The 21255-nt window shown below is 34.2% G+C and carries 20 protein-coding genes and 1 pseudogene; 13 read left to right on the top strand and 8 right to left on the bottom strand.

From position 1 onward, the window contains the following. A complete protein-coding gene (locus tag AC0ONG_RS07350) occupies nt 1–681 on the top strand; it encodes a prolipoprotein diacylglyceryl transferase family protein (RefSeq protein WP_000454851.1) in 681 nt (226 codons plus the stop codon). A 123-nt stretch (nt 682–804) separates the two neighbouring features. Here AC0ONG_RS07350 and AC0ONG_RS07355 read toward each other — a convergent pair whose 3' ends face one another. Continuing rightward, entirely contained in the window at nt 805–942 is a 138-nt protein-coding gene (locus AC0ONG_RS07355; protein ID WP_000724012.1) for a hypothetical protein, read from the bottom strand. Next, nucleotides 942–2036, bottom strand: a pseudogene (locus tag AC0ONG_RS07360) (response regulator aspartate phosphatase). Before AC0ONG_RS07360 ends, AC0ONG_RS07355 begins: the two are co-directional and overlap by 1 nt. 143 nt (nt 2037–2179) lie before the next feature. Here AC0ONG_RS07360 and AC0ONG_RS07365 point away from each other — a divergent pair. Next, complete coding sequence (locus tag AC0ONG_RS07365) at nt 2180–2356, top strand: hypothetical protein (protein WP_003309331.1); 177 nt, start codon at nt 2180–2182, stop codon at nt 2354–2356. A 39-nt stretch (nt 2357–2395) separates the two neighbouring features. Here AC0ONG_RS07365 and AC0ONG_RS07370 read toward each other — a convergent pair whose 3' ends face one another. Further along, complete coding sequence (locus AC0ONG_RS07370; RefSeq protein WP_000427637.1) at nt 2396–2941, bottom strand: helix-turn-helix domain-containing protein; 546 nt, start codon at nt 2939–2941, stop codon at nt 2396–2398. Between the two features lie 150 nt (nt 2942–3091). On the opposite strand from AC0ONG_RS07370, the gene AC0ONG_RS07375 reads away from it, so the two are divergent. After that, nucleotides 3092–4423 carry a D-serine ammonia-lyase gene (locus AC0ONG_RS07375; protein ID WP_000658546.1) on the top strand — a complete coding sequence of 444 codons (1332 nt, stop codon included), beginning with the start codon at nt 3092–3094 and terminating at the stop codon, nt 4421–4423. A 154-nt stretch (nt 4424–4577) separates the two neighbouring features. Continuing rightward, entirely contained in the window at nt 4578–5825 is a 1248-nt protein-coding gene (locus AC0ONG_RS07380) for a DUF445 domain-containing protein (RefSeq protein WP_000058309.1), read from the top strand. 32 nt (nt 5826–5857) lie between these two features. On the opposite strand, the gene exsE is transcribed toward AC0ONG_RS07380, so the two are convergent. The 4 genes from exsE to AC0ONG_RS07400 are packed head-to-tail and all read right to left on the bottom strand — an operon-like array spanning nt 5858 to nt 8796. Continuing rightward, entirely contained in the window at nt 5858–6814 is a 957-nt protein-coding gene (gene exsE, locus AC0ONG_RS07385) for an exosporium protein ExsE (protein WP_001261414.1), read from the bottom strand. Continuing rightward, nucleotides 6811–7881 carry a hypothetical protein gene (locus AC0ONG_RS07390; RefSeq protein ID WP_001039098.1) on the bottom strand — a complete coding sequence of 357 codons (1071 nt, stop codon included), beginning with the start codon at nt 7879–7881 and terminating at the stop codon, nt 6811–6813. Before AC0ONG_RS07390 ends, exsE begins: the two co-directional genes overlap by 4 nt. Then, nucleotides 7874–8317 (bottom strand): hypothetical protein, encoded by a 444-nt coding sequence (locus tag AC0ONG_RS07395; RefSeq protein ID WP_000972351.1) that lies wholly within the window; start codon nt 8315–8317, stop codon nt 7874–7876. The genes AC0ONG_RS07390 and AC0ONG_RS07395 overlap by 8 nt, the downstream gene beginning before the upstream one ends. Next, the gene (locus AC0ONG_RS07400) at nt 8314–8796 is read right to left on the bottom strand and encodes an RNA polymerase sigma factor (protein ID WP_001195483.1); all 483 of its coding nucleotides are present in this window, start codon (nt 8794–8796) and stop codon (nt 8314–8316) included. The genes AC0ONG_RS07395 and AC0ONG_RS07400 overlap by 4 nt, the downstream gene beginning before the upstream one ends. 283 nt (nt 8797–9079) lie before the next feature. On the opposite strand from AC0ONG_RS07400, the gene AC0ONG_RS07405 reads away from it, so the two are divergent. From AC0ONG_RS07405 to AC0ONG_RS07430, 6 genes are all read left to right on the top strand, one after another. Continuing rightward, nucleotides 9080–9718, top strand: coding sequence for a response regulator transcription factor (locus AC0ONG_RS07405; RefSeq protein WP_000694093.1), 639 nt, complete (start codon nt 9080–9082; stop codon nt 9716–9718). Between the two features lie 4 nt (nt 9719–9722). Beyond that, complete coding sequence (locus tag AC0ONG_RS07410; protein ID WP_016077885.1) at nt 9723–10823, top strand: sensor histidine kinase; 1101 nt, start codon at nt 9723–9725, stop codon at nt 10821–10823. 136 nt (nt 10824–10959) lie between these two features. Beyond that, nucleotides 10960–11898 (top strand): ABC transporter ATP-binding protein, encoded by a 939-nt coding sequence (locus AC0ONG_RS07415; RefSeq protein ID WP_098829746.1) that lies wholly within the window; start codon nt 10960–10962, stop codon nt 11896–11898. Nucleotides 11899–11935: 37 nt separating this feature from the next. Then, nucleotides 11936–13045, top strand: a complete 1110-nt coding sequence (locus tag AC0ONG_RS07420; RefSeq protein ID WP_474203546.1) for an ABC transporter permease — start codon at nt 11936–11938, stop codon at nt 13043–13045. A gap of 1 nt (nt 13046) precedes the next feature. Next, a complete protein-coding gene (locus AC0ONG_RS07425; RefSeq protein ID WP_000651861.1) occupies nt 13047–14192 on the top strand; it encodes an ABC transporter permease in 1146 nt (381 codons plus the stop codon). A 110-nt stretch (nt 14193–14302) separates the two neighbouring features. Then, nucleotides 14303–15514: a phospholipase D-like domain-containing protein gene (locus AC0ONG_RS07430; protein ID WP_000591942.1), complete on the top strand. Its 1212-nt coding sequence runs from the start codon at nt 14303–14305 to the stop codon at nt 15512–15514. Between the two features lie 54 nt (nt 15515–15568). Here the strand turns inward: AC0ONG_RS07430 and pyrH are convergent, their stop codons facing one another. After that, entirely contained in the window at nt 15569–16312 is a 744-nt protein-coding gene (gene pyrH, locus AC0ONG_RS07435; RefSeq protein ID WP_001248060.1) for a UMP kinase, read from the bottom strand. Between the two features lie 376 nt (nt 16313–16688). On the opposite strand from pyrH, the gene AC0ONG_RS07440 reads away from it, so the two are divergent. The 3 genes from AC0ONG_RS07440 (at nt 16689) to malS (ending at nt 21211) form a co-directional block, all read left to right on the top strand. Further along, nucleotides 16689–17960 carry a cation:dicarboxylate symporter family transporter gene (locus tag AC0ONG_RS07440; RefSeq protein WP_000713291.1) on the top strand — a complete coding sequence of 424 codons (1272 nt, stop codon included), beginning with the start codon at nt 16689–16691 and terminating at the stop codon, nt 17958–17960. A gap of 24 nt (nt 17961–17984) precedes the next feature. Continuing rightward, nucleotides 17985–19424 (top strand): aspartate ammonia-lyase, encoded by a 1440-nt coding sequence (gene aspA, locus AC0ONG_RS07445; protein ID WP_000224190.1) that lies wholly within the window; start codon nt 17985–17987, stop codon nt 19422–19424. A 74-nt stretch (nt 19425–19498) separates the two neighbouring features. Then, nucleotides 19499–21211, top strand: a complete 1713-nt coding sequence (malS, locus tag AC0ONG_RS07450) for an oxaloacetate-decarboxylating malate dehydrogenase (RefSeq protein ID WP_016117558.1) — start codon at nt 19499–19501, stop codon at nt 21209–21211. The last annotated feature ends 44 nt before the right edge of the window (nt 21212–21255 follow it).

Consider the following 21255-nt stretch of genomic DNA (forward strand, 5'->3'; position numbering starts at 1 on the left):
ATGGAGTGGATCGTGAGGCTACAACCCATATCTCTTATAATTGGAAGTCTATTTGGATTTATGTTGATGAAACGAAAGATGAGGCATCAAAATGTATCATATGAAAAAATGATGGATGCCGTAACAAATGCTTTTCTTATCATCGTATTTGTATGGAAGTTTGCGCCAGTAATTTTAAATCCTGTATGGGCTTTTGGGGCGCCAGTGCAAGCAATATTAGCTGTTGGGAGTATGCAACATATTGTAGTAGGATGCGTAATTGCGAGTGTATACATTGTTTGGAAAAGTAAAAAGGAGCAATTTTCGCTTCGTATTTTACTTGATGTATTGCCTTTTAGTCTGTGTGTGAGTATTATCTTTTATTTTCTATTACATCATGAAGTAGGCGCACAAACGACACTACCATGGGGAATAAAAATATATGAATCTAAACTTTTATATCACCCTATTTTCGTATATGAGATCATCCTTGCTCTTTGTATAATGGGCTTTTTATGGATGAAAAATGAAAGGCTTGGAAATGGAAAGAATATAAGTGTTTTTCTAATTATTGAGGGGTTTGCTCAAATCATTATTTCGCTTGTTAGTGAACAAAATTCGGTTCTGTTTGGTCTATCAGCACAGCAAATAATGAGCTTTTGTATTATTAGTTTAGGGATTTTGTTAGTGTCGAAAAAATAAAAAATAGCCATGTACAGAGAGTATCTGTGTATGGCTATCTTTTATAAGCATATTTCTTCATCATATGCTAAATCATTATATTGTAGAAATCTAAAAACCCCTTTATTAGGGGTTTTTAGGTTTCTATAGGTCTGCATGTGTTTCTTGTTTATCTGTATCCCATTTTGGAAGTTGTTTTGCTTGTTGACTTTCAGTAAAATTATTAAATCCAAAAGCAAGTATGCATGTAAAGGTTAAAATAGCTAAACTAATCTTTTTCATTATCTTAGTGCCTCCTTAGTTAATAATTTTTGTTTTGCTTCGTAAGTTTTGAAAAAATATTTTTGAGATTTCTCTATTTTATTCACTTTATGAAATTCTACTGCTAATAATTCGTAATATTCTTGTGCATAATCGTATAATTCTTTACTGTTAAAATATGTAGTGCCTGCAATGATTGCGTTTTCTAAGTCGTCTAGAATACCAGTGTGTTGTGTTTTTAAGATAGTGAAATGGTGTTTATATTCTTGATTATTTAATTCATTACAAATTTCTAAGCCTTTTTGAACCCAATGGTTTGCAAGTTCTTTTTCATTTAAAATAAAATGTTCTTTGGCTTGTAGAAAATTGGCTTTTAGGTGTTTAGGTAATTTGTTTGTAACTATTGTAAGATGTCTAATAGCAAGGGTTGATAGATTTTGAGAAGAGTAGAGCCAACCTAAGTTATTTCGAACTTTTAAGATTAGTGTATCGTCTTTCAGCTTTTGTAAAATATTGATTGCTGAATTATAGTTCTCTTCGGCTTGTTCGAATTGTTTTAAATAAACAGAACATGAGCCTAAAATGTTTTCGCATAGAGCTATTTTAATTTCATAACGTGGATATTTTGAGAAAATCTCTTTAGCTTGATTTGCATAATTGATTGCTGTAAGTGGTTTGTTTGTATGGTGATTAAATATAGCAAATTTATATTTATATTCAGCTTCTTCTAGTTCGCCTGGTACATGTTTTAAAAGGGATTCAGCTTTTTCGTATTCTTTTTTTGCTTCATCATAATTTCCAATAATGGTAGCATGTTCAGCTTTAAAAAAGTGATAATAATAAGTAATAAAGTCTTCAGTTATTGGATTGTCTAAACGAACAATTTGACTAAAAGTATCATACTTAATGTTTGTCCAATCGGTTAGGACCTTATATTTAAAGTTTAGTAGGGAGTAGTAAAGCGATAGATTTTAATCAGCTTCAATTTTATTAATCTGTTTCTCTATTTTTTCTTTTAATTGTTTCGCTTCAATTAATTGCTCCGCTACCATTACTTGATATAAAATGTTTAATTCGTTGACAATCTGTTCATGCCCTTTTAATAACAAACTCATTATATATTCCCCCATCCGATAAAAGTATCCTAATTTAATTATTTCTATAATAACAAAATAGAAGAAGTATAAGAGTGATTTTACCATATTTTTCAAAAAAATTCTGAAAAATCAATTAATTTTTACGTATTTCTTATTTTTATGTGAATATTACAAGTGCCTCTGGTAGTGGTGGGATGAATCTGACTCATGATACGTTAGCATCAATGGGAGGGATAGTTTCAGTTGTAAATATGTTTTTAGGAGGATTGTTCGGATTGGGTCCAACTGTTAAGTTTTTAACAAAAATTTCACTTTCTTATTTAATAAAAACAGGATAATCCGCATTTTATAAGAACCATCCTGTTTTTATTTATACATTAAAAAATCGGCGGAGTAACAGAAAATAAAACTATCGCGTTTTTTTCAAAATGATTCACCCATTTATGCTTTAAATAAGCAGGTATCTTTACACTGTCACCAGTTTCTAATACGTATTCTTCCTCGTTTAAATATAATGTGATTTTCCCATCTAAGACAAATGCTAATTCTTCTCCTTTATGTTCTAGCACATTTTCTGATGAAGCTGTATTAGGCGGGACGGTCATAATTGCTGTTGCTAAATTTCCAGTGAAATCAGGTGAAAGCATTTCATATGATAAATTATCGATAATCATTTTCTTTCGTTTATGGGAACGTACAATTAAATCGTCTGTATTTGTATCTTCAAGTAAAAAGCTAAATGTTGGCACATCAAGAGCTTTAGCAAGCACTTTTAATGTTTGAATAGAAGGGTTAGCCGACCCACGCTCAATTTGACTTAACATAGATGGTGTAATATCGGCCATCTTTGCTAGTTCTTTACTAGTTAAACCTTTTTCTTTTCTTTGTTTTTCAATTTTTTTACCAATATCTATATTTTCCATAATGAAAATCTCCTCAAGGGTTATTAAATTATATTTAAATAAATTAAATTAAAATTAACTAAAGTGAACGATTTGTGTTAAACTATATTAAAATTAATTTAATTATAATTTATTATATGGTGAGCTACAAGGATATAAGGAGGAAACAAAATGAAAGAAATAGGGGCATTACAAGCAGAATACCCATTAGTGAATAAACTTATTGCAACAAAAGAAGTATTTTGGATAAACCCACACATAGAAAAGTATGAAAGGGCAATAAAAGATTCACCACTTAATGAAGAGAATGTAAAAGATGCGGAAGAGAGATTAAAGCGTTTTGCGCCATATATTGCGAAAGTTTTTCCTGAAACGAAAGGGACTAACGGCATAATCGAATCACCTTTAGTAAAAATACCTTCTATGAAAGAAGCTTTAGAGACAAATTACAAGCAACCTATTTTAGGAGAATTATTATTAAAATGTGATAGTCATCTCCCGATATCAGGATCAATTAAAGCTAGAGGTGGCATTTATGAAGTGTTGAAACATGCTGAGCAACTAGCATTGCAGCACGGAATGTTAACAGAAGAAGATGATTATTCCATTTTAGATAGTGATACATGTAGAGAGTTTTTCTCGAAGTATTCAATTGCGGTAGGTTCTACAGGGAATTTAGGACTTAGCATAGGAATTATGAGTGCGAATCTAGGTTTTAATGTAACTGTTCATATGTCAGCAGACGCAAAAGAATGGAAGAAAAGTTTATTAAGAAGTAAAGGTGTAAACGTTATTGAATATGAAGATGATTATAGCAAAGCAGTAGAAGAAGGAAGACGACAGGCAGATGCGGATCCTAGCTGTTATTTTGTAGACGATGAAAACTCACATGATCTATTTTTAGGATACTCAGTAGCAGCATCACGATTACAAAAGCAATTAGAAGAGTTAGAGGTTGTAGTAGATGAAGATCACCCTTTATTTGTTTACCTTCCGTGCGGAGTAGGAGGAGGACCTGGCGGAGTAGCATTCGGTTTAAAGTTATTGTATAAAGACAACGTTCATTGTTTCTTTGCAGAGCCAACACACTCACCATGTATGTTACTCGGCTTAATGACAGGCCTTCATGACAAAATTGCCGTTCAAGATATCGGAATTGATAATGTAACAGATGCGGATGGACTTGCGGTAGGAAGACCGTCTGGATTTGTCGGGAAAACGATGGAACCATTTTTAAGTGGAAATTATACAGTAAACGATGAAGAGTTATATAGATTGTTAAAAGAACTAGCTGATACGGAGAATATTTATTTAGAGCCTTCTGCACTAGCAGGTATGATAGGGCCAGTGAAAGTGTGTAAAGAAGATGAGTATTTACAAAAGCAACAGTTAACAGAGAAAGTGAAAAAAGGTACTCATATTGTGTGGGGAACGGGTGGAAGCATGGTTCCTAAAGATGTAATGAATGAATATTATAGGAAAGGTTTGGAATTAACGATATAAGAAAAATGAGGCTAGTTGTAGCCTCATTTTTTCATGTACATAAAAATCTTTGTTATTTTCACAATAGTTCTTTATAGTATATATAAAGGATAACTAATATTGAATAAATATAACAAAAAAGCTTTATTTTACATAATAAGAGGATGTGTATACGATGTCATTACAGACTAAATATATAGCGGGTATTTCGCTTGGGGTTATGGGTGTCGGCTTTGCGGCTTCTATCCCTTTTCAAGGAACGGTAGCTGGAGAGATTATACAAGGTGGATTTGAAGCTGGATTGGTTGGGGGACTTGCGGATTGGTTTGCGGTTACTGCTTTATTCCGTCATCCGATGGGAATACCAATTCCGCATACAGCTTTGTTACCTAAAAACCGTAAACGGGTAACGAAAGGGCTCATTCATACGTTAGAAAATGAATGGCTAACGAAAGAAAGTATTACGAATAAAGTAAAAGAGATGCAGTTAGCACAAATGGTACTGCAAATTGCTGAGAGAGAAATGCAGTCTGATGCTGTGAAAAAGGGGATTGTAACGATTGCAGAGAAAGCAATTGTTACAATAGATACAGAAAAGTTAGCTGTTATTATTGAAAAAGAATTAAAAACATATTTACATACAATCAATACAAGTAATATTTTACAAGTGCTTGTTGATCAATTAGTTGTGCAAGAATATGATGAAAAGACACTTGATTACATATTAGTGAAGGTAAAAGATTGGACAGCGCAAGATGAAGCTCGTTACCAGCTCGGTAGCTTAGGTATGAAGGCGATGGAAAATATAAAAGTAGATGGATTCTTGCAGTTTACTTTGAAATCATTTATGAATATTGTAGATGAAGATAAAATTGGCGGTATTTTGCAGAAGTTTATCATTAGTAATATTAACAGCTTACAAGAGGCTGATAATAGCACAAGACAACTTATATTAGCGAAGATTCGTCAAGAAATTATCAATGTAAAAGAAAATGAAGCTTTATTACAGGAATTAGAAAATTGGAAAGAAAAGTGGATTGCGAATTGGAATGCTACTGACAAAATAAAAGAGATGCTAGAGCAAGTACAACAAAGAGCAGTTGCTTTTGTAAATAATGAAGAATTTGCTAATCAATATGTTATTCCATTTTTACAAAAACAAATGAATAAAATAAAAGAAGATGAACAGACAGTTCAAAAAATAGAAGATTGGTTACAAAAACAAGTTGTGAATCTTATTGAGAAGAACCATTCGAAAATTGGTAAGCTTGTACAAGAAAACCTTGATAAGTTAGACGATAAAACGTTAATCGAAATGATTGAAAATAATGTCGGTAAAGATTTGCAGTGGATCCGAGTGAACGGGGCGGTTTGCGGATTTATGATTGGATTAGTGTTAGAAGGAATTAAAGCGATTATATAAGAAAAACCTTCCGCAATTGCGGAAGGTTTTTCTTATTTTTCAATAACGCTCATATTTAAATTATAAGTTTTCTCAATATTTAACTTGTGCGTGCCATTTCCAGTTTTAATTGAATTTTTATACCAATGTTCTTGGTTGTTTAATTCTGGATGTTCTTCTGAAGAAGTATTTTCTTTTTTTGTTAAATCTTCTACTTGTTCCCAAGGTGTGCTTCCGTGTGTTTCTTTTTGATTCGTTACTGCTGTTAAAGAAACATCACTCTCTTTTGCAAGATGGACAGACACTCTTGAGCTTTCTTGTACAAACCAATTATTTTGTAATTGACCTGGATAAAGAGATAGTTCGTTATTTGAAGCACGGATTTCCACATTTTTATTTTGTGGAAGAACAAGCGTTGGTTTCACTTGTGGTGCTGAACTAAATAACGTATGTTGAACAGGTAATGATTTTAAATTGATATACATCGTTTCTCCAGCCGTTTGAACTGAAAGGAAATCATCTTGTTTTAAATTGAGTTTTTCATTTGCTTTCGTCGTCATTTCATAAGTTCCCAAAAGGTGAATTTGATTTGTATTATTTCCCTCTATCGTTAGAGGCTGATGCCCTGCATCTACTACAATTTTTTTGATAGATTCAGGTATATCAAATTGTCCGTCTGGAATATTACTCGTTTGTCTCGTTGTGTTAATAGAATGACGAAATTCTTCTAGTAATCCAGTTGATAATAAACAGTAAAAAGCAATTCCGACGCTTCCTAAAACGCCGATAAAGAAAATGCTGAAAATATCATATTTAATAAATGATTGTTCCTTTTTAGAAAATAGAAGGTATAGTAAAACTTCAGCTCCAAGTATGATAAGTAAAACTGGCCACCATGCAGTTAGTGTATCTAATACTTGAATTCCTTTTACGACTGAAAATAGTAAAAAGCATCCTAACGATATAATAGAAAGCCCCATTGAGAATGTTCCAACACGCCAAGTCCTCATTCGCTTGTCCCACCTTTGTTTTCTTTATTTCCAAGTAACAATTTAAAGCCGCCGCCAATTAAAAGGAGCGCAACGATAGATGTTTGGAAATAGCGATAATATAGTTCACTAAGATGAATATTAAATATAGTTACAAAATAATCATTCAAAATAGGAAGGACTGTTTGATCTAATAAATAATAAACACCGAGTGTAATTAATCCGATACCAATCCATCTTTGATGATTTATAAAATAATCGATAATGGGTTCGTCTTGTACTCGTTCTTTTCCGTATTTTGCTGTTTGCTGTAAAGCATCAAAAAAGCTATAGAACCAAATGATTGGCACTAAAAATAAAAACGCAGAAAGTCTTAATAAGTCGAGTAAATAAATAGATAGTAAAAAGGCTGCCATAAGCTGAAGACCACGGCGTTGTAAGCCTAAATACATATGACCTGCTCCGGGGAACATCGCTAAAATAGAAGCAAATGTTTTATTTTTCTTTCCTTGCTCGCGGTGCTCTTCAAACTCTTCGAAAATAGTACGATCATCTAATTGCTCGCCACGTTCTTTTTTCTGGAGTTGCTGAACAACGTCAAAGAAATTGTAAATCCATAAAACAGGTAATGTAATAAGGAAGATAAGAAAACTTTCTTGCGATGTTAAAAGTGCAACGAAAATGATCATACTTCCGATTCCTGTGCAAGCTACTAAAAATGTAAGTCCGCGTTGCATAAGTCCTAATTGAAAATGGCCAAGTCCAGGGATGATGGATAAGAGAATGATATAAAATCGTTCGCTCTCTTTAGAGGATTCTATGAATTCTCCGGCAGCTTGTTTTTTCGATTGATTAATAATAGTGATAACTAAATCTAATAAATTGATTGCCCATAACACGACTAGTAAAAATAGAGAAAGAAAAGCAATATCACGGGCTCCTAATGCTATTGTACAAAATGCTGCAAAGATAAATAGAAATACAGCCCCTCCGCTATATAAAATAAACCGTCCAAATTTCTTTAAATATAAATGTCCAAGCCCAGGAATTAGCCCTAATACAAGTGCTAAAAAGGGATTTTTATTCATGCTTTGAACCTCCGTCCTTTTTCGATGTGTCTACCGATTTGTTTACAATTTGTTGTGAGATAGAAGACTCGTTATGTTTTGAAGATTTCTCTAAATTTGATGTCGCTGTAAAAATATACTGAAATAAACCACTTACCATAAAAATAATTGTAGCCGCAGTCGCAATTATGTAGTGAATGATCGTGCGCTTTAGTGAGGTTGTTTTTATATTTTCATTAGACTGTAGTGTTTCAAAATTAATTTGCGTCATAACTTCGTTCGTAAATGAATCATCATTTATCATTGGAAGGTTTTCATGTTGTTCATCAATACTTTCCATATAAAGTGCTAAACAATGATCACATTCATAAAGATGTTCTTCCATAGATTCACGTTCATTGCTTTCTATAAAATCTAATGTATAATTGCGCCAATCTTCTTTTGAATAATGCATCATAGAAACTCTTCCTCCTTCCAATGTTTTTTAATCCATTTTCTTGCCCGATACAGTTTCATTTCGACTGTTTTTACTTCAATGTTTTCCTGTAAAGCAATTTCTTGATAGCTTTTTTCTTGTAAGTAATGTGCGAGAACGACGTCACGGTAATTTTCAGGAAGTTCTCTCAGTTTTTGAGCAATGAGTAATTTCTGCTCTTTCGTCAATAATAAAGCCTCAATATTATGAGAGGACTGTATATTTTCCTCATTTTCTTTACATAAGGAGAGTTCTTCACTTTCTCGAGCTTTCTTCCTCTTATAATCAATAGCGTGATTGGTGGCAATACGTGCCATCCACGTTTTTAATCCGCGAAATTGATAATTTGGGAGAGAGGCGTGAATTTTTACGAATACTTCTTGTGTAACATCTTTCGCATCTTCTTCATGTCTTACAATAGAAAAGATAACTTGAAAAATATAATGACGATATGTTTGCACGAGGATACGAAAAGCATGTTCGCTTCCTTGTTGTGCTTTTTCAATTAATTGTTTTTCCTCAATGGGTCTCTCCCTCCTTTTTGACGCATTCTATTATATAGACGTAAAGAATGATAAGTCACCCTACACATTTTGTAAAAAAAGAATAATATATTTTTTGCAGAAGAGCTAGATGAAAAAAGTGTGAAAAAATGGTAAGCAGAAGTATATAATGAGCAAGTAGGAAATGTTATACGGAGAAAGGATGTGAATGTTAGTAGGAGGAAGGTCCATACTAACAAACATGAAAATTAAAATATTAATAGCAGACGATAATTCTTTTATTAGAGAAGGCATGAAAATTATTTTAAATACATATGAAGAGTTCGAAGTGGTAGATACAGTAAATGATGGAGAAGAAGCTGTAGCATATTGTAAAAAGCATGAAGTTGATATTGCTCTTTTGGATGTTCGTATGCCAAATATGAACGGTGTAGAGGCGACGAAGTTTATTTGTGAAGAGACGAAAACAAAACCGCTTATTTTAACGACGTTTGATGATGATGAATATATTTTGGATGCAGTAAAAAACGGAGCGAAAGGGTATTTATTAAAAAATAACGATCCGGAGCGTATTCGTGATGCAATAAAAGGGGTATATAATGGCCAAACTGTTATGCAAGATGTAGTTCTCGATAAAATTAAGTCCAATTTAATGGAAAGTAAAGAGGAAGAATGTAAAATAGATAAAAGTCTTTTTACTGAAAGAGAGCTTAGTATTATCGCATTAATTGCAAAAGGTTTCTCAAATAAAGAAATTTCGAAACAGCTTTTTATATCTGAAGGAACAATCGCAAATTATATTACATCAGTTTTAGGGAAAACGGGACTTGAACATCGCACACAAATTGCGATTTACTACTTAACAGGGAAAGTAGATTAATGATATGGAATTTTGGTTAACTGTAAGTAAATTAATTGTCTTTATATATATTGTGTTCAGTTACATACATTCAAATGTTACGAACTTACCATGGGTTATATTTGCTTTGCTTTTATATCTTTCTGTAAACGTGCTAATCTCTATATTAAAAAAAGATACGTACAAAAAAATATTGATTTGTATTTCAATTAGTGTAGTTATGTTATTAACATGGAGGGTTCATCCGTTTTTTATTTTGTTTTTACCTTTGAATTTATACGAAATTACATTCCATTACATAGACAAGAATTGGTCACGCTTTGTTATTATGATGCTTCCAATTACAATTACAGATGAAAGCATTCGAATGACTTATGGATTAATTGTTGCATTTTCTTTTCTCGTTTTAACTATGGCAGATCGATATATATCACGTGTAGTAAAGCTTGAATCGCAAAATGATAAGATGCGAAAAGATATGCAACGACTTACGAAAAACTTACATGAAAATAAAGAGTACATAAGACAATCAGAATACACATTTAAGCTAGAAGAGAGAAATCGGTTATCACAAGAAATTCATGATAAAATTGGTCACTCGATGACAGGTGCATTAATTCAAATGGAAGCTGCAAAGAGATTAATGGGGATAGATAAAGAAAAATCTGCGGAGTTATTACAAAATGCAATTCATATTTCAAAAGATGGAATTGAAAGTATTCGCATTACATTAAAAAATATGAAGCCACCAACTGAGCAAATTGGCATTCACCGTATGAAATTATTCATAGAGGAGTTTGCTAGTAAGCATGATGTAAACATTCCTTTCGTATATAAGGGAAACTTAGATATGATTTCTCCCATTCAGTGGAAAATTATTGGTGAAAATGTTACCGAGGCACTAACAAATGCGATGAAATATGCTGATGCGACAGTTATTTCTATAGATATTCATGTACTTAATAAGATGGTTAAGGTGCAAGTGAAGGATAACGGAAAAGGCGCAGCTCTTGTTAAGAAAGGTCTCGGTATTATGGGGATGGAGGAGCGAACAGCGTCTGTAAATGGGAAAATTATTGTAGATGGAACAAGTGGTTTTTCAGTGACGATGTTGTTGCCGATATAAGAGAATGGGACGAAGATGAACCATCTCATATGAAAAAAGTGAATAATCTCATGTGAAAAGAATGAACTTCTGCACTGAGCAGGTTCATTTTTTTTGTTTATACTAAAAGCAGAGAAACCGAAATAGGGGTGAAATGATGAATACATTAGAAATTAAAAATTTAACGAAAAAATTTGGTGATTTCATCGCGGTAGATAATATGTCTTTATCTATTAAAGAAGGAGAGATATTTGGCTTTTTAGGATCAAATGGTGCTGGTAAAAGTACAACGATAAATATGATTGCTGGGTTGTTAAGAAGTAATGAAGGTGAAATTAGCATATTAGGAAAAAATATAAAAAAACATAATCGATTTGCGAAGATGAATATCGGTATCGTTCCGCAAGATATTGCGATTTATGAAGAGTTAACTGCCTATGAAAATGTGAAATTCTTTGCTGGATTGTACGGTTTAAGAGGAGCAGAGCTAAAAGCAAGAGTAGAGGAAGCGCTTCAGTTTGTGGGGCTTAGTAATAAACATAAAAGTTATCCGAAAAACTTTTCTGGCGGGATGAAACGAAGATTGAATATCGCTTGTGCGATCGCTCATAGACCGAAGTTAATTATTATGGATGAGCCGACAGTGGGAATTGATCCACAGTCAAGAAACTATATTCTCCAGTCTGTTCGAAAATTAAATGAAATGGGAAGTACCATTATTTACACGAGCCACTACATGGAAGAAGTAGAAGAGATTTGTACGAAAATAGCAATTGTAGATCACGGTAAAGTAATTGCAGAAGGTACGAAAGAACAGTTAAAAGCGATTATTACTGATACGAAAGATATTTGGGTTGAAGTGAAGTCAGTAGAAAATTTAGATGTAAAAAAGTTAAAAGAGATAAACGGTGTGAAAGCTGTTCAAATTGAAGAGAACGTAATTAAAGTAAACTCGGATGCAGGAGTAAACAATTTAAATAAAATTATTCAGCACTTCATTAATCATGATATTGAAATTCGTTCGGTAGAGGAGCAGGCCCCGAACTTAGAAACAGTATTCCTTACGTTGACTGGAAGAAACTTACGAGATAAATAAAAGGTAAATGAAGAAAAGGTAAAGGGAGGTTCATCAATTGAACATCTTCAATATTGCAGTTATGCATATTAAAAGAGATTTCAGAGACGTAAGAACTTTAGTTTTTATGTTAGCATTTCCGGTTGTACTTATGCTTGTGTTAGGAACAGCGTTAACGAATGCATTTGATAGCGATAGTCAAGCGATTAAAGATATACAAGTGCTCTACAAAGATGAAGCGAGTAGCACATTTTCTCAATCGTTCGAAGCATTTACGAAAGAAGTCGATAAATCGGGTATTCATTTTAAAAAAGCTTCCGAAGGTATAGATGGGAAAGAAGAAGTGAAGCAAAATAAATATGCTGCTTATGTAGAGTTAAATAAAGATGGTGCAAAATTTTATGGAAGTGACAAAAGTAGTGTTGAGGGAAGTATTGTGGAAGGCATGCTTACAACATTTGTTGATAAGTACAATGTAGCGGCCGAAGTTGCAAAAGTAGATCCTAGTAAGGTGAGCACAGTTTTTTCAAGCGGAAATCATAATGATTATATAAAAGAAACATCTTTACAAGCTGCGAAAAAACCAGGTTCTATGGATTACTACGCGGTTGTAATGACAACGATGATTGCACTATATGCTGCGATGGGAGCGAGTTCTTTAATTCGAGGAGAACGAATACGTAAAACAGGAGATCGTCTCATTGCTGCACCTATAAGTAAGGCTGAAATATTCATTGGAAAAGTACTTGGTAGCCTAGTAGCAAATGCTCTGTGCATATTACTCGTCATGTTATTTAGTAAATTTGTTTTTCAAGCGAATTGGGGCGACCATCTTGGAATCATATTTCTTATTTTATTAACACAAATTTTTCTAGCAATTAGCTTCGGTTTAGGAATTGGATATATTACAAAAACACCGGAATCATCTAGAGCAATTATTATGGTTATTGTGCAATTATCCTCTATTTTTGGTGGTGCATATTTCGTAATAGAAGAAAATTTCGTTACGAATTTATCACCATTAACGTGGGCAAACACAGCTGTTATGAAAATTATTTATGCAAATGATGTAGGAGCAGCACTACCGGTAATATGTTTAAACCTTGGCATTTCAGCACTCTTTTTATTAATTGCAATGATTGCATTACGTAGACGGGAGGGGCTATAGTATGAAAGATATTTTATGGCTCATACAAAAAACGTTATCTGTACTTTTGAAAAATAAAAAAGGGTTATTCATTATTATTAGTTTGCCGATAATTGGAACACTAATCTCCTTCTCGATGTATGGGAATATGGGGCAAGGGACGTTAAATATCGGGGTTATTAATAAAGAAAATCAATCTATAGCAAATGATACGGTGAAATTTTTAGAAGGATTAAATCATGTAAAGGTAAGTAAAATTAAAGAATCTGAAGTAGAAGATAAACTCACTTCCAAAAAACTTGATGGAGTTATTACATTAGATTCTGGTTTTTCAAAAAGTGTTCGAGAAGGGAAACCAAATCATATTGAAATTTCATCGATTAAAGGTGATCAAGTAACAGGATTTATAAAATCATATTTATACAATTATATTGATAATGTAGCAGCTATTAGTAAAGTAGCAGGAACAGATCAAAGTGCATTTGATACTATGTACGCAGGATATCAAAAAGGTTCATTTAAAATGAAAACTGAGACGCTAGAAGATACTTCGAAAAATAAAGATATGACAAACCAAACGATGGGTTACCTTATTATGTTTATGCTATTTTCAGCAGCGAACTTATCAGGTTATATTTTAAAAGAAAAAGAAAATAGAACGTATTTTAGACTCTTATCAACGCCGATAGATGGGAAGAAATTCATATTATCTAATGTCGGGGTAAATATGCTGCTATTAACAGTACAAATTCTGATTACAATCTTATTCCTAACGAATATTTTTCATATAAATATCAATATGCCTTTCATAGTGATGATTGGTGTACTCATGCTATTTGCTTTAATAGCGATTGGAATATCGTTAGTCCTTGTCGCTTTTTCGAAAAACTCAGCATCAGCAAATGCACTGCAAAATATGATTATTGTACCGACATGTTTACTGGCTGGATGTTATTTTCCTTATGACATTATGCCAAAAGCGGTACAAAAAGTAGCTGATTTTCTTCCGCAGAGATGGCTATTAGACACAGTATCAAAACTACAACAAGGAATTCCAATTTCAGATTTGTATTTAAATATTTTAATCTTATTTGCCTTTGCAGTAGCATTCTTCTTAATTGCTATTTATAAGTTTGGAAGAAATAATGATGCGAGAAACTTTGTTTAATATGAAAAGGGTGTGACGTTAAGTCGCATCCTTTTTTGTATGAAGCATGAAATCTAAATTTGAATGACAAAATAGAAAGGTGGAAAGAAAATGAGCGGAAGGAAATCAAAATGATTAAAAAAATATTGCGAGTTACTTCTATTGTAATTACTATTTTCGTTTTTGTTTTAATTTGGATGCATATTGACGTTACGCTCGGAAGAAAAATGGAAGTCGGGAAAAATATGCCGACAGAGTACGCTCCTCATTATAGTGATTTTCAATTATATGTAGAAGGAAAGTCATTTTATAAACAGTTATTTACTGATATAAGAGAGGCGAAGCAATCTATTTACACGTACTTTTTCATTTTGTCGGATGATAAAAGTAGCCATACTTTTTTAAACTTATTAAAAGAGAAGGCGAGAGAAGGAGTAAACGTATATTTATCTGTCGATTTACTTAACGATTTATCATTTGAAAGAAAGGTGAAAAAAGAATTACAGGAAAGTGGCGTGCATTTTACATATAGTAGAAAACAGGAATTACCATTCGGGTTTTATTCCCTACATCATCGTAATCATCGCCGTATTACGACGATTGATGGAGAAATTGGCTATACAGGCGGATTTAATATAGGAGATGAGTACTTGGGGAAAGATAAGCGATTTGGATATTGGCGTGATTATCATGTACGGCTTAAAGGAGAAGGAGCAAAAGATTTAGAGGAGCAATTCGCTTTAGATTGGAAGCGAGATACGAAAGAAGATATAAAGAGAAGTACGAATAAGGCTAGCAAAGGGAATACATTACATACTATGACTAGTTACAATGGCCATTACGTTGCTGAGAAATATATAGAGCTCATAAAACAAGCTCAGCACTCAATTGTAATTGCAACGCCGTATTTTATAGCGAAAAATAAAGAATCTATGAATGCTTTAATCGCGGCGCAAAAGCGTGGTGTTACAGTAAAAATACTTTGGTCATATAAACCAGATCTACCTCTTATAAAAGAAGCGGCGTATCCATACATACGTCAGGCTGTTAATAATGGGATTACTGTATATGGGTATAAAAAAGGAATGTTTCATGGAAAGTTAATGCTGATTGATAATGAGTTAACTGTTATAGGTACAACAAACTTTACTTCGCGTAGCTTCAATATAAATGATGAAATGAATTTTTATATTTATGGTGGTCCTATTGTAGAACAAGTTAATAAGGCGTTAACAGAGGATTTTCATGATTCGAAAGAAATGACGAAAGAGTTTTTTGAAAAGTTATCTTTTTGGGAGCGTTGTAAGGAGAAAGTAGCGGGATTGGTTGACTTCTATTTGTGATGATGAATTAGGAAAGGGTGCCTACAAAAGACACCCTTTTTTGGTGGGAAATCATTATTTTTCATGCACCAGCAATGAAGCATCATCATTAATCAACGTCCCTACATGCTCCCCTAAACAAATTCGTTTCATCACTCCAGGCTCATCAAAGTTAAAGACATGTGCTGGTAAATTGTAGTCTCGGGCAAGCAGTAATGCTGCTTGATCCATGACTTGTATATTTTGTCTAACAACATCATTATAGTTTAGTTTGCTGTACATTTTTGCTGATTTGTTATGCTTTGGATCACTTGTAAAAACGCCGTCGACACCTTGTTTTGCGACTAATATGGCATCACTATTCATTTCAATAGCTCTTTGTACGCTTGGATAATCTGTCGTCACGAACGGTTGCCCGTTTCCGCCTCCAAAGATAACGATATAACCGTTATCTAAATGGTGGACTGCACGCAAACGAATGTATGGTTCAGCTACTGCATTAAATGGAATGGAAGTCATAACGCGCACTTCTCTATTTGTTTTACTTGTTAAAACACCGCGAAGCATTAAGCTGTTAATAATTGTACCTAACGTACCGATATTATCAGCTTCTACGCGATCAATTCCCCATTCTTCAGCTAGATGACCTCTAAAAATGTTACCGCCACCGATGACGATGGATACTTCGATACCTAAATCAACAATGGATAAAATTTCGTTTGCGATATGTTCTAATCGTTTGGAGTTAAAGCTATTTCCAGTTTGATCGGCAAGTGCACCGCCGCTTAATTTAATTAAGACACGTTTATATGGTCTCATAACTATTCCCCCTATATAGATCGCAATAAAAAAGGAACAAAGGCGAATGCCTTTGTTCCTTTTTAAGAAAATGAAAAAGAAAAGAAGAAGATAGGACGAATTTCTTTGTATAGTTTCTCATAACATCCACTCCTTTTCATTTCGATTTTTTTTAAGTATATATCTTTTTGATTATACGAAACAATCTGATTACTTATCAAGTTTATTTTATCGTTTTTTAACAAAATGGTGTCAATGAAAAAAAGAAGAAAAATATTTGAATTTTTTGTGACGAACTTGTAGGTTTTTGTATGATTTTGTAGGTTCGCTTATAAGATGTGTAAGTAGCTTTTATAAATTCAAATTGAAAGCGTTCGCATGAAGGGGATGAACATAAATGAAAAAATTCGGATTGGCAACACAAATTTTTGTAGCGCTTGTTTTAGGGATTGTAGTAGGGGCAGTCTTTTATGGCAATAAAACGGCGATTTCTTATATCACACCAATTGGGGATATATTTATTCACTTAATTAAGATGATTGTAGTACCAATTGTTATTTCAGCATTAATTGTTGCAGTAGCTGGTGTAGGAGATATGAAGAAGCTTGGGAAACTGGGTGGTAAGACAATTCTTTATTTCGAAATTATTACGACGATTGCTATTTTAATGGGATTACTTGCAGCGAATATATTCCAACCAGGTACTGGTGTTGATATGAGTAATTTACAGCAAAGTGATATTTCTTCTTATAAACAAACTGCAGATGCAACAGAGAAGAAAGGTTTTGCTGAGACAATTGTTCACATTGTACCGAAAAACGTATTTGAATCGATTGCACAAGGTGACCTATTACCGATTATATTCTTCTCAGTATTATTCGGCTTAGGAGTTGCGGCAATTGGGGAAAAAGGAAAGCCTGTCTTTAACTTTTTTGAAGGCGTACTCGAAGCCATGTTTTGGGTTACAAATCAAGTTATGAAATTTGCACCATTTGGTGTATTCGCATTAATTGCCGTTACGGTTGCAAAATTTGGTGTAGCAACACTACTTCCGCTAGGAAAACTAGTGCTAGCTGTATACGTAACTGTTATACTATTCGTTGTGATTGTATTAGGTATTAATGCACGAATGGTTGGAGTAAACATTTTTACATTAATAAAAATTTTAAAAGAAGAATTGATTCTTTCATTTACGACAGCAAGTTCAGAAGCTGTTTTACCTAATATAATGAGAAAAATGGAAGAGTTCGGTTGTCCAAAGGCAGTTGCCTCTTTCGTAATTCCGACAGGTTATACATTTAACTTGACTGGATCGGCTATTTATCAAGCGTTAGCGGCATTGTTTGTTGCACAAATGTACGGTGTGCACATGTCACTAACGGAGCAAATAACGTTATTATTCGTTCTCATGTTAACATCTAAAGGTATGGCGGGAGTTCCAGGTGCATCGTTCGTTGTTGTATTAGCAACGTTAGGTTCAATGGGGTTACCACTAGAAGGTATCGCATTAATTGCGGGAATTGACCGCATTTTAGATATGATTCGCTCATCTGTCAATGTATTAGGAAATGCATTAGCGGCCATTGTTATGTCGAAGTGGGAAGGCGAATTCGATAATGAGAAAGCAAAACAATATGTAGAAACAGTCAAAGAAACAAAAGCAGCATAAGAAATCGTTAAGGAGTGAATAATCATGGCAACATTAACTGAAGTTAAAAATGGTGTTCGAATTGAAAAAGATTTTTTAGGTGAAAAAGAAGTACCAAACTATGCATACTACGGCGTACAAACAATGCGTGCAGTTGAAAACTTCCCAATTACAGGATACAAAATCCATGAAGGTTTAATTAAAGCGTTCGCAGTTGTAAAAAAAGCAGCAGCGCTTGCGAATACAGATGTAGGAAGATTGGAATTAAACAAGGGCGGTGCGATCGCAGAAGCTGCTCAAGAAATTCTTGATGGAAAATGGCATGATCATTTCATCGTAGATCCAATCCAAGGCGGAGCGGGTACTTCAATGAACATGAATGCAAATGAAGTCATTGCCAATCGTGCTCTTGAATTATTAGGAATGGAAAAGGGAGACTATCATTATATTAGTCCAAATAGTCATGTAAATATGGCGCAATCAACAAATGATGCATTCCCAACGGCGATTCATATCGCAACGTTAAATGCATTAGAAGGCTTATTACAAACGATGGGTTATATGCATGATGTATTTGAATTAAAAGCCGAACAGTTCGATCATGTGATTAAAATGGGACGTACACATTTACAAGACGCTGTGCCAATTCGCCTTGGACAAGAATTTAAAGCGTACTCACGTGTACTTGAACGTGATATGAAACGCATTCAGCAATCACGTCAACACTTATATGAAGTGAACATGGGAGCAACTGCAGTTGGTACAGGCTTAAATGCAGATCCAGAATATATTGAAGCAGTTGTAAAACATTTAGCTGCAATTAGTGAATTACCGCTTGTTGGTGCAGAAGATTTAGTAGATGCGACGCAAAATACGGATGCTTATACTGAAGTATCTGCAGCGCTTAAAGTATGTATGATGAATATGTCTAAAATTGCGAATGACCTTCGCTTAATGGCATCAGGTCCGCGTGTTGGTTTAGCGGAAATTATGTTACCAGCTCGTCAACCAGGTTCATCTATTATGCCAGGGAAAGTAAACCCTGTTATGCCAGAAGTAATTAATCAAATTGCGTTCCAAGTAATTGGTAATGACCATACAATTTGCCTTGCTTCAGAAGCAGGACAATTAGAATTAAACGTTATGGAACCAGTACTTGTTTTCAACTTACTTCAATCGATTAGCATTATGAATAACGGTTTCCGTGCCTTTACAGATAATTGCTTAAAAGGAATTGAAGCGAATGAAGATCGCTTAAAAGAGTATGTTGAGAAAAGTGTAGGAATTATTACAGCCGTGAACCCTCATATCGGTTATGAAGCAGCAGCTCGCGTTGCGAAAGAAGCAATTGCAACAGGCCAATCCGTTCGAGAACTTTGTGTGAAAAATGGTGTATTGTCACAAGAAGACTTAGAGTTAATTCTAGATCCATTCGAAATGACACACCCAGGGATTGCAGGAGCAACTCTTTTAAAGAAAAATTAAAAGAAGAGGGGGACAATCCCCTCTTTTTTGTTTACAATATAGAAATGCTATATATGAATAGAGGTAGGGATGTTATGAGCAAGTTTACAGTAGCTTCTAATGGTGCATTAGAAACAACATTAAGAGGAGCAGAAGTATTATCAACACCACTTTTAAATAAAGGGGTAGCTTTCACACAAAATGAAAGAGAAGAGTTAGGTTTAAAAGGGTTATTACCGCCAGCGGTTTTAACGTTAGAAGAACAGGCACGCCGAGCATACGAACAATTTAGTTCTCAGCCGGATGATTTATTAAAGAATGTATACTTAACTGCGTTACATGATCGAAATGAAGTATTATTTTATCGTATATTAACAGATCATTTACGTGAAATGTTACCGATTGTATATACACCAACTGTCGGTGTAGCAATTCAAAGATATAGTCATGAATATCGTAAACCACGTGGTGTTTATTTATCAATTAACGATCCATCAGGTATCGAAGAAGCATTCACGAATATCGGTGCAACAGCTGAGAACATTGATTTAGTCGTTGTAACAGATGGAGAAGGCATATTAGGAATTGGTGACTGGGGCGTTGGTGGTATTAACATCGCAATCGGAAAATTAGCTGTTTACACTGCTGCAGTTGGAATCGATCCTAGTCGTGTATTACCGGTAATTTTAGATGTAGGTACAAACCGTGAGGAGCTATTAAACAATCCATTTTATATTGGAAATCGTCACCCTCGTATAACAGGTGAAGCTTACGATGAATTTATTGATACGTTTGTACAAGCGGTAAACAAACAATTCCCGAAAGCACTTTTACATTGGGAAGACTTTAGCTCTCGTAACGCACGAAAAATTTTAGATAAATATCGTCATGATGTTTGTACGTTTAATGATGATATTCAAGGTACAGGTGCAGTTTCACTTGCGGCAGTATTATCGGCAGTGAAAGCTTCTGGTGTACCGCTAAGTGAACACCGCGTTGTTGTATTTGGTGCTGGTACGGCTGGAATCGGTATCGCAGATCAAGTTAGAGATGCGATGGTCCGCGTAGGCGTATCTGAAGAAGAATCATATAAGCGTTTCTGGTGTATTGATCGTAACGGGTTAGTTACAGATAATATGGAAGATCTTCTTGATTTCCAAATTCCGTACGCAAGAAAAGAAGCAGAAGTAAGTGAGTGGAAGCAAAATGATGTGATCGGACTTGCTGAAGTTGTGAAACATGTAAAACCGACAATTTTAATTGGCACATCTACTGTTGCAGGTGCATTTAAAGAAGAGATTATTAAAGAAATGGCTTCTCACGTAGAAAGACCAATTATTTTACCAATGTCGAATCCGACGCCACTTGCTGAAGCAAAACCAGCAGATTTAATCGAGTGGACAGAAGGAAGAGCGTTAGTTGCAACAGGAAGTCCATTTGAACCAGTTACATATAACGGTGTAACGTATGTGATTGGACAATCAAATAATGCACTTATTTTCCCAGGTCTTGGTCTTGGAACAATTGTAGTACGAGCAAGCGTCATGACGGATGGAATGTTCGCAGCAGCAGCTGAAGCAGTTGCAAGTATGGTAGATACAAGTCAGCCAGGAGCACCTATTTTACCAGAGGTCGAAGAATTACGTAATATCTCAGAAATGGTTGCAATTGAAGTAGCTAAAGTTGCAGTTGCAGAAGGTGTTGCAAGAGTGAACTTAAGTGATAACGATATCAAGATGGCAGTGAAAGAAGCAATGTGGAAGCCAGAGTATCGCCAAATAAAAGCGGTAGAAAAGGTTAGAATATAGAAAAAAAGCCCGTTTATAACAATAAGCGGGCTTTCGCTTTTACT

Source organism: Bacillus sp. TCT6 (assembly GCF_056033845.1).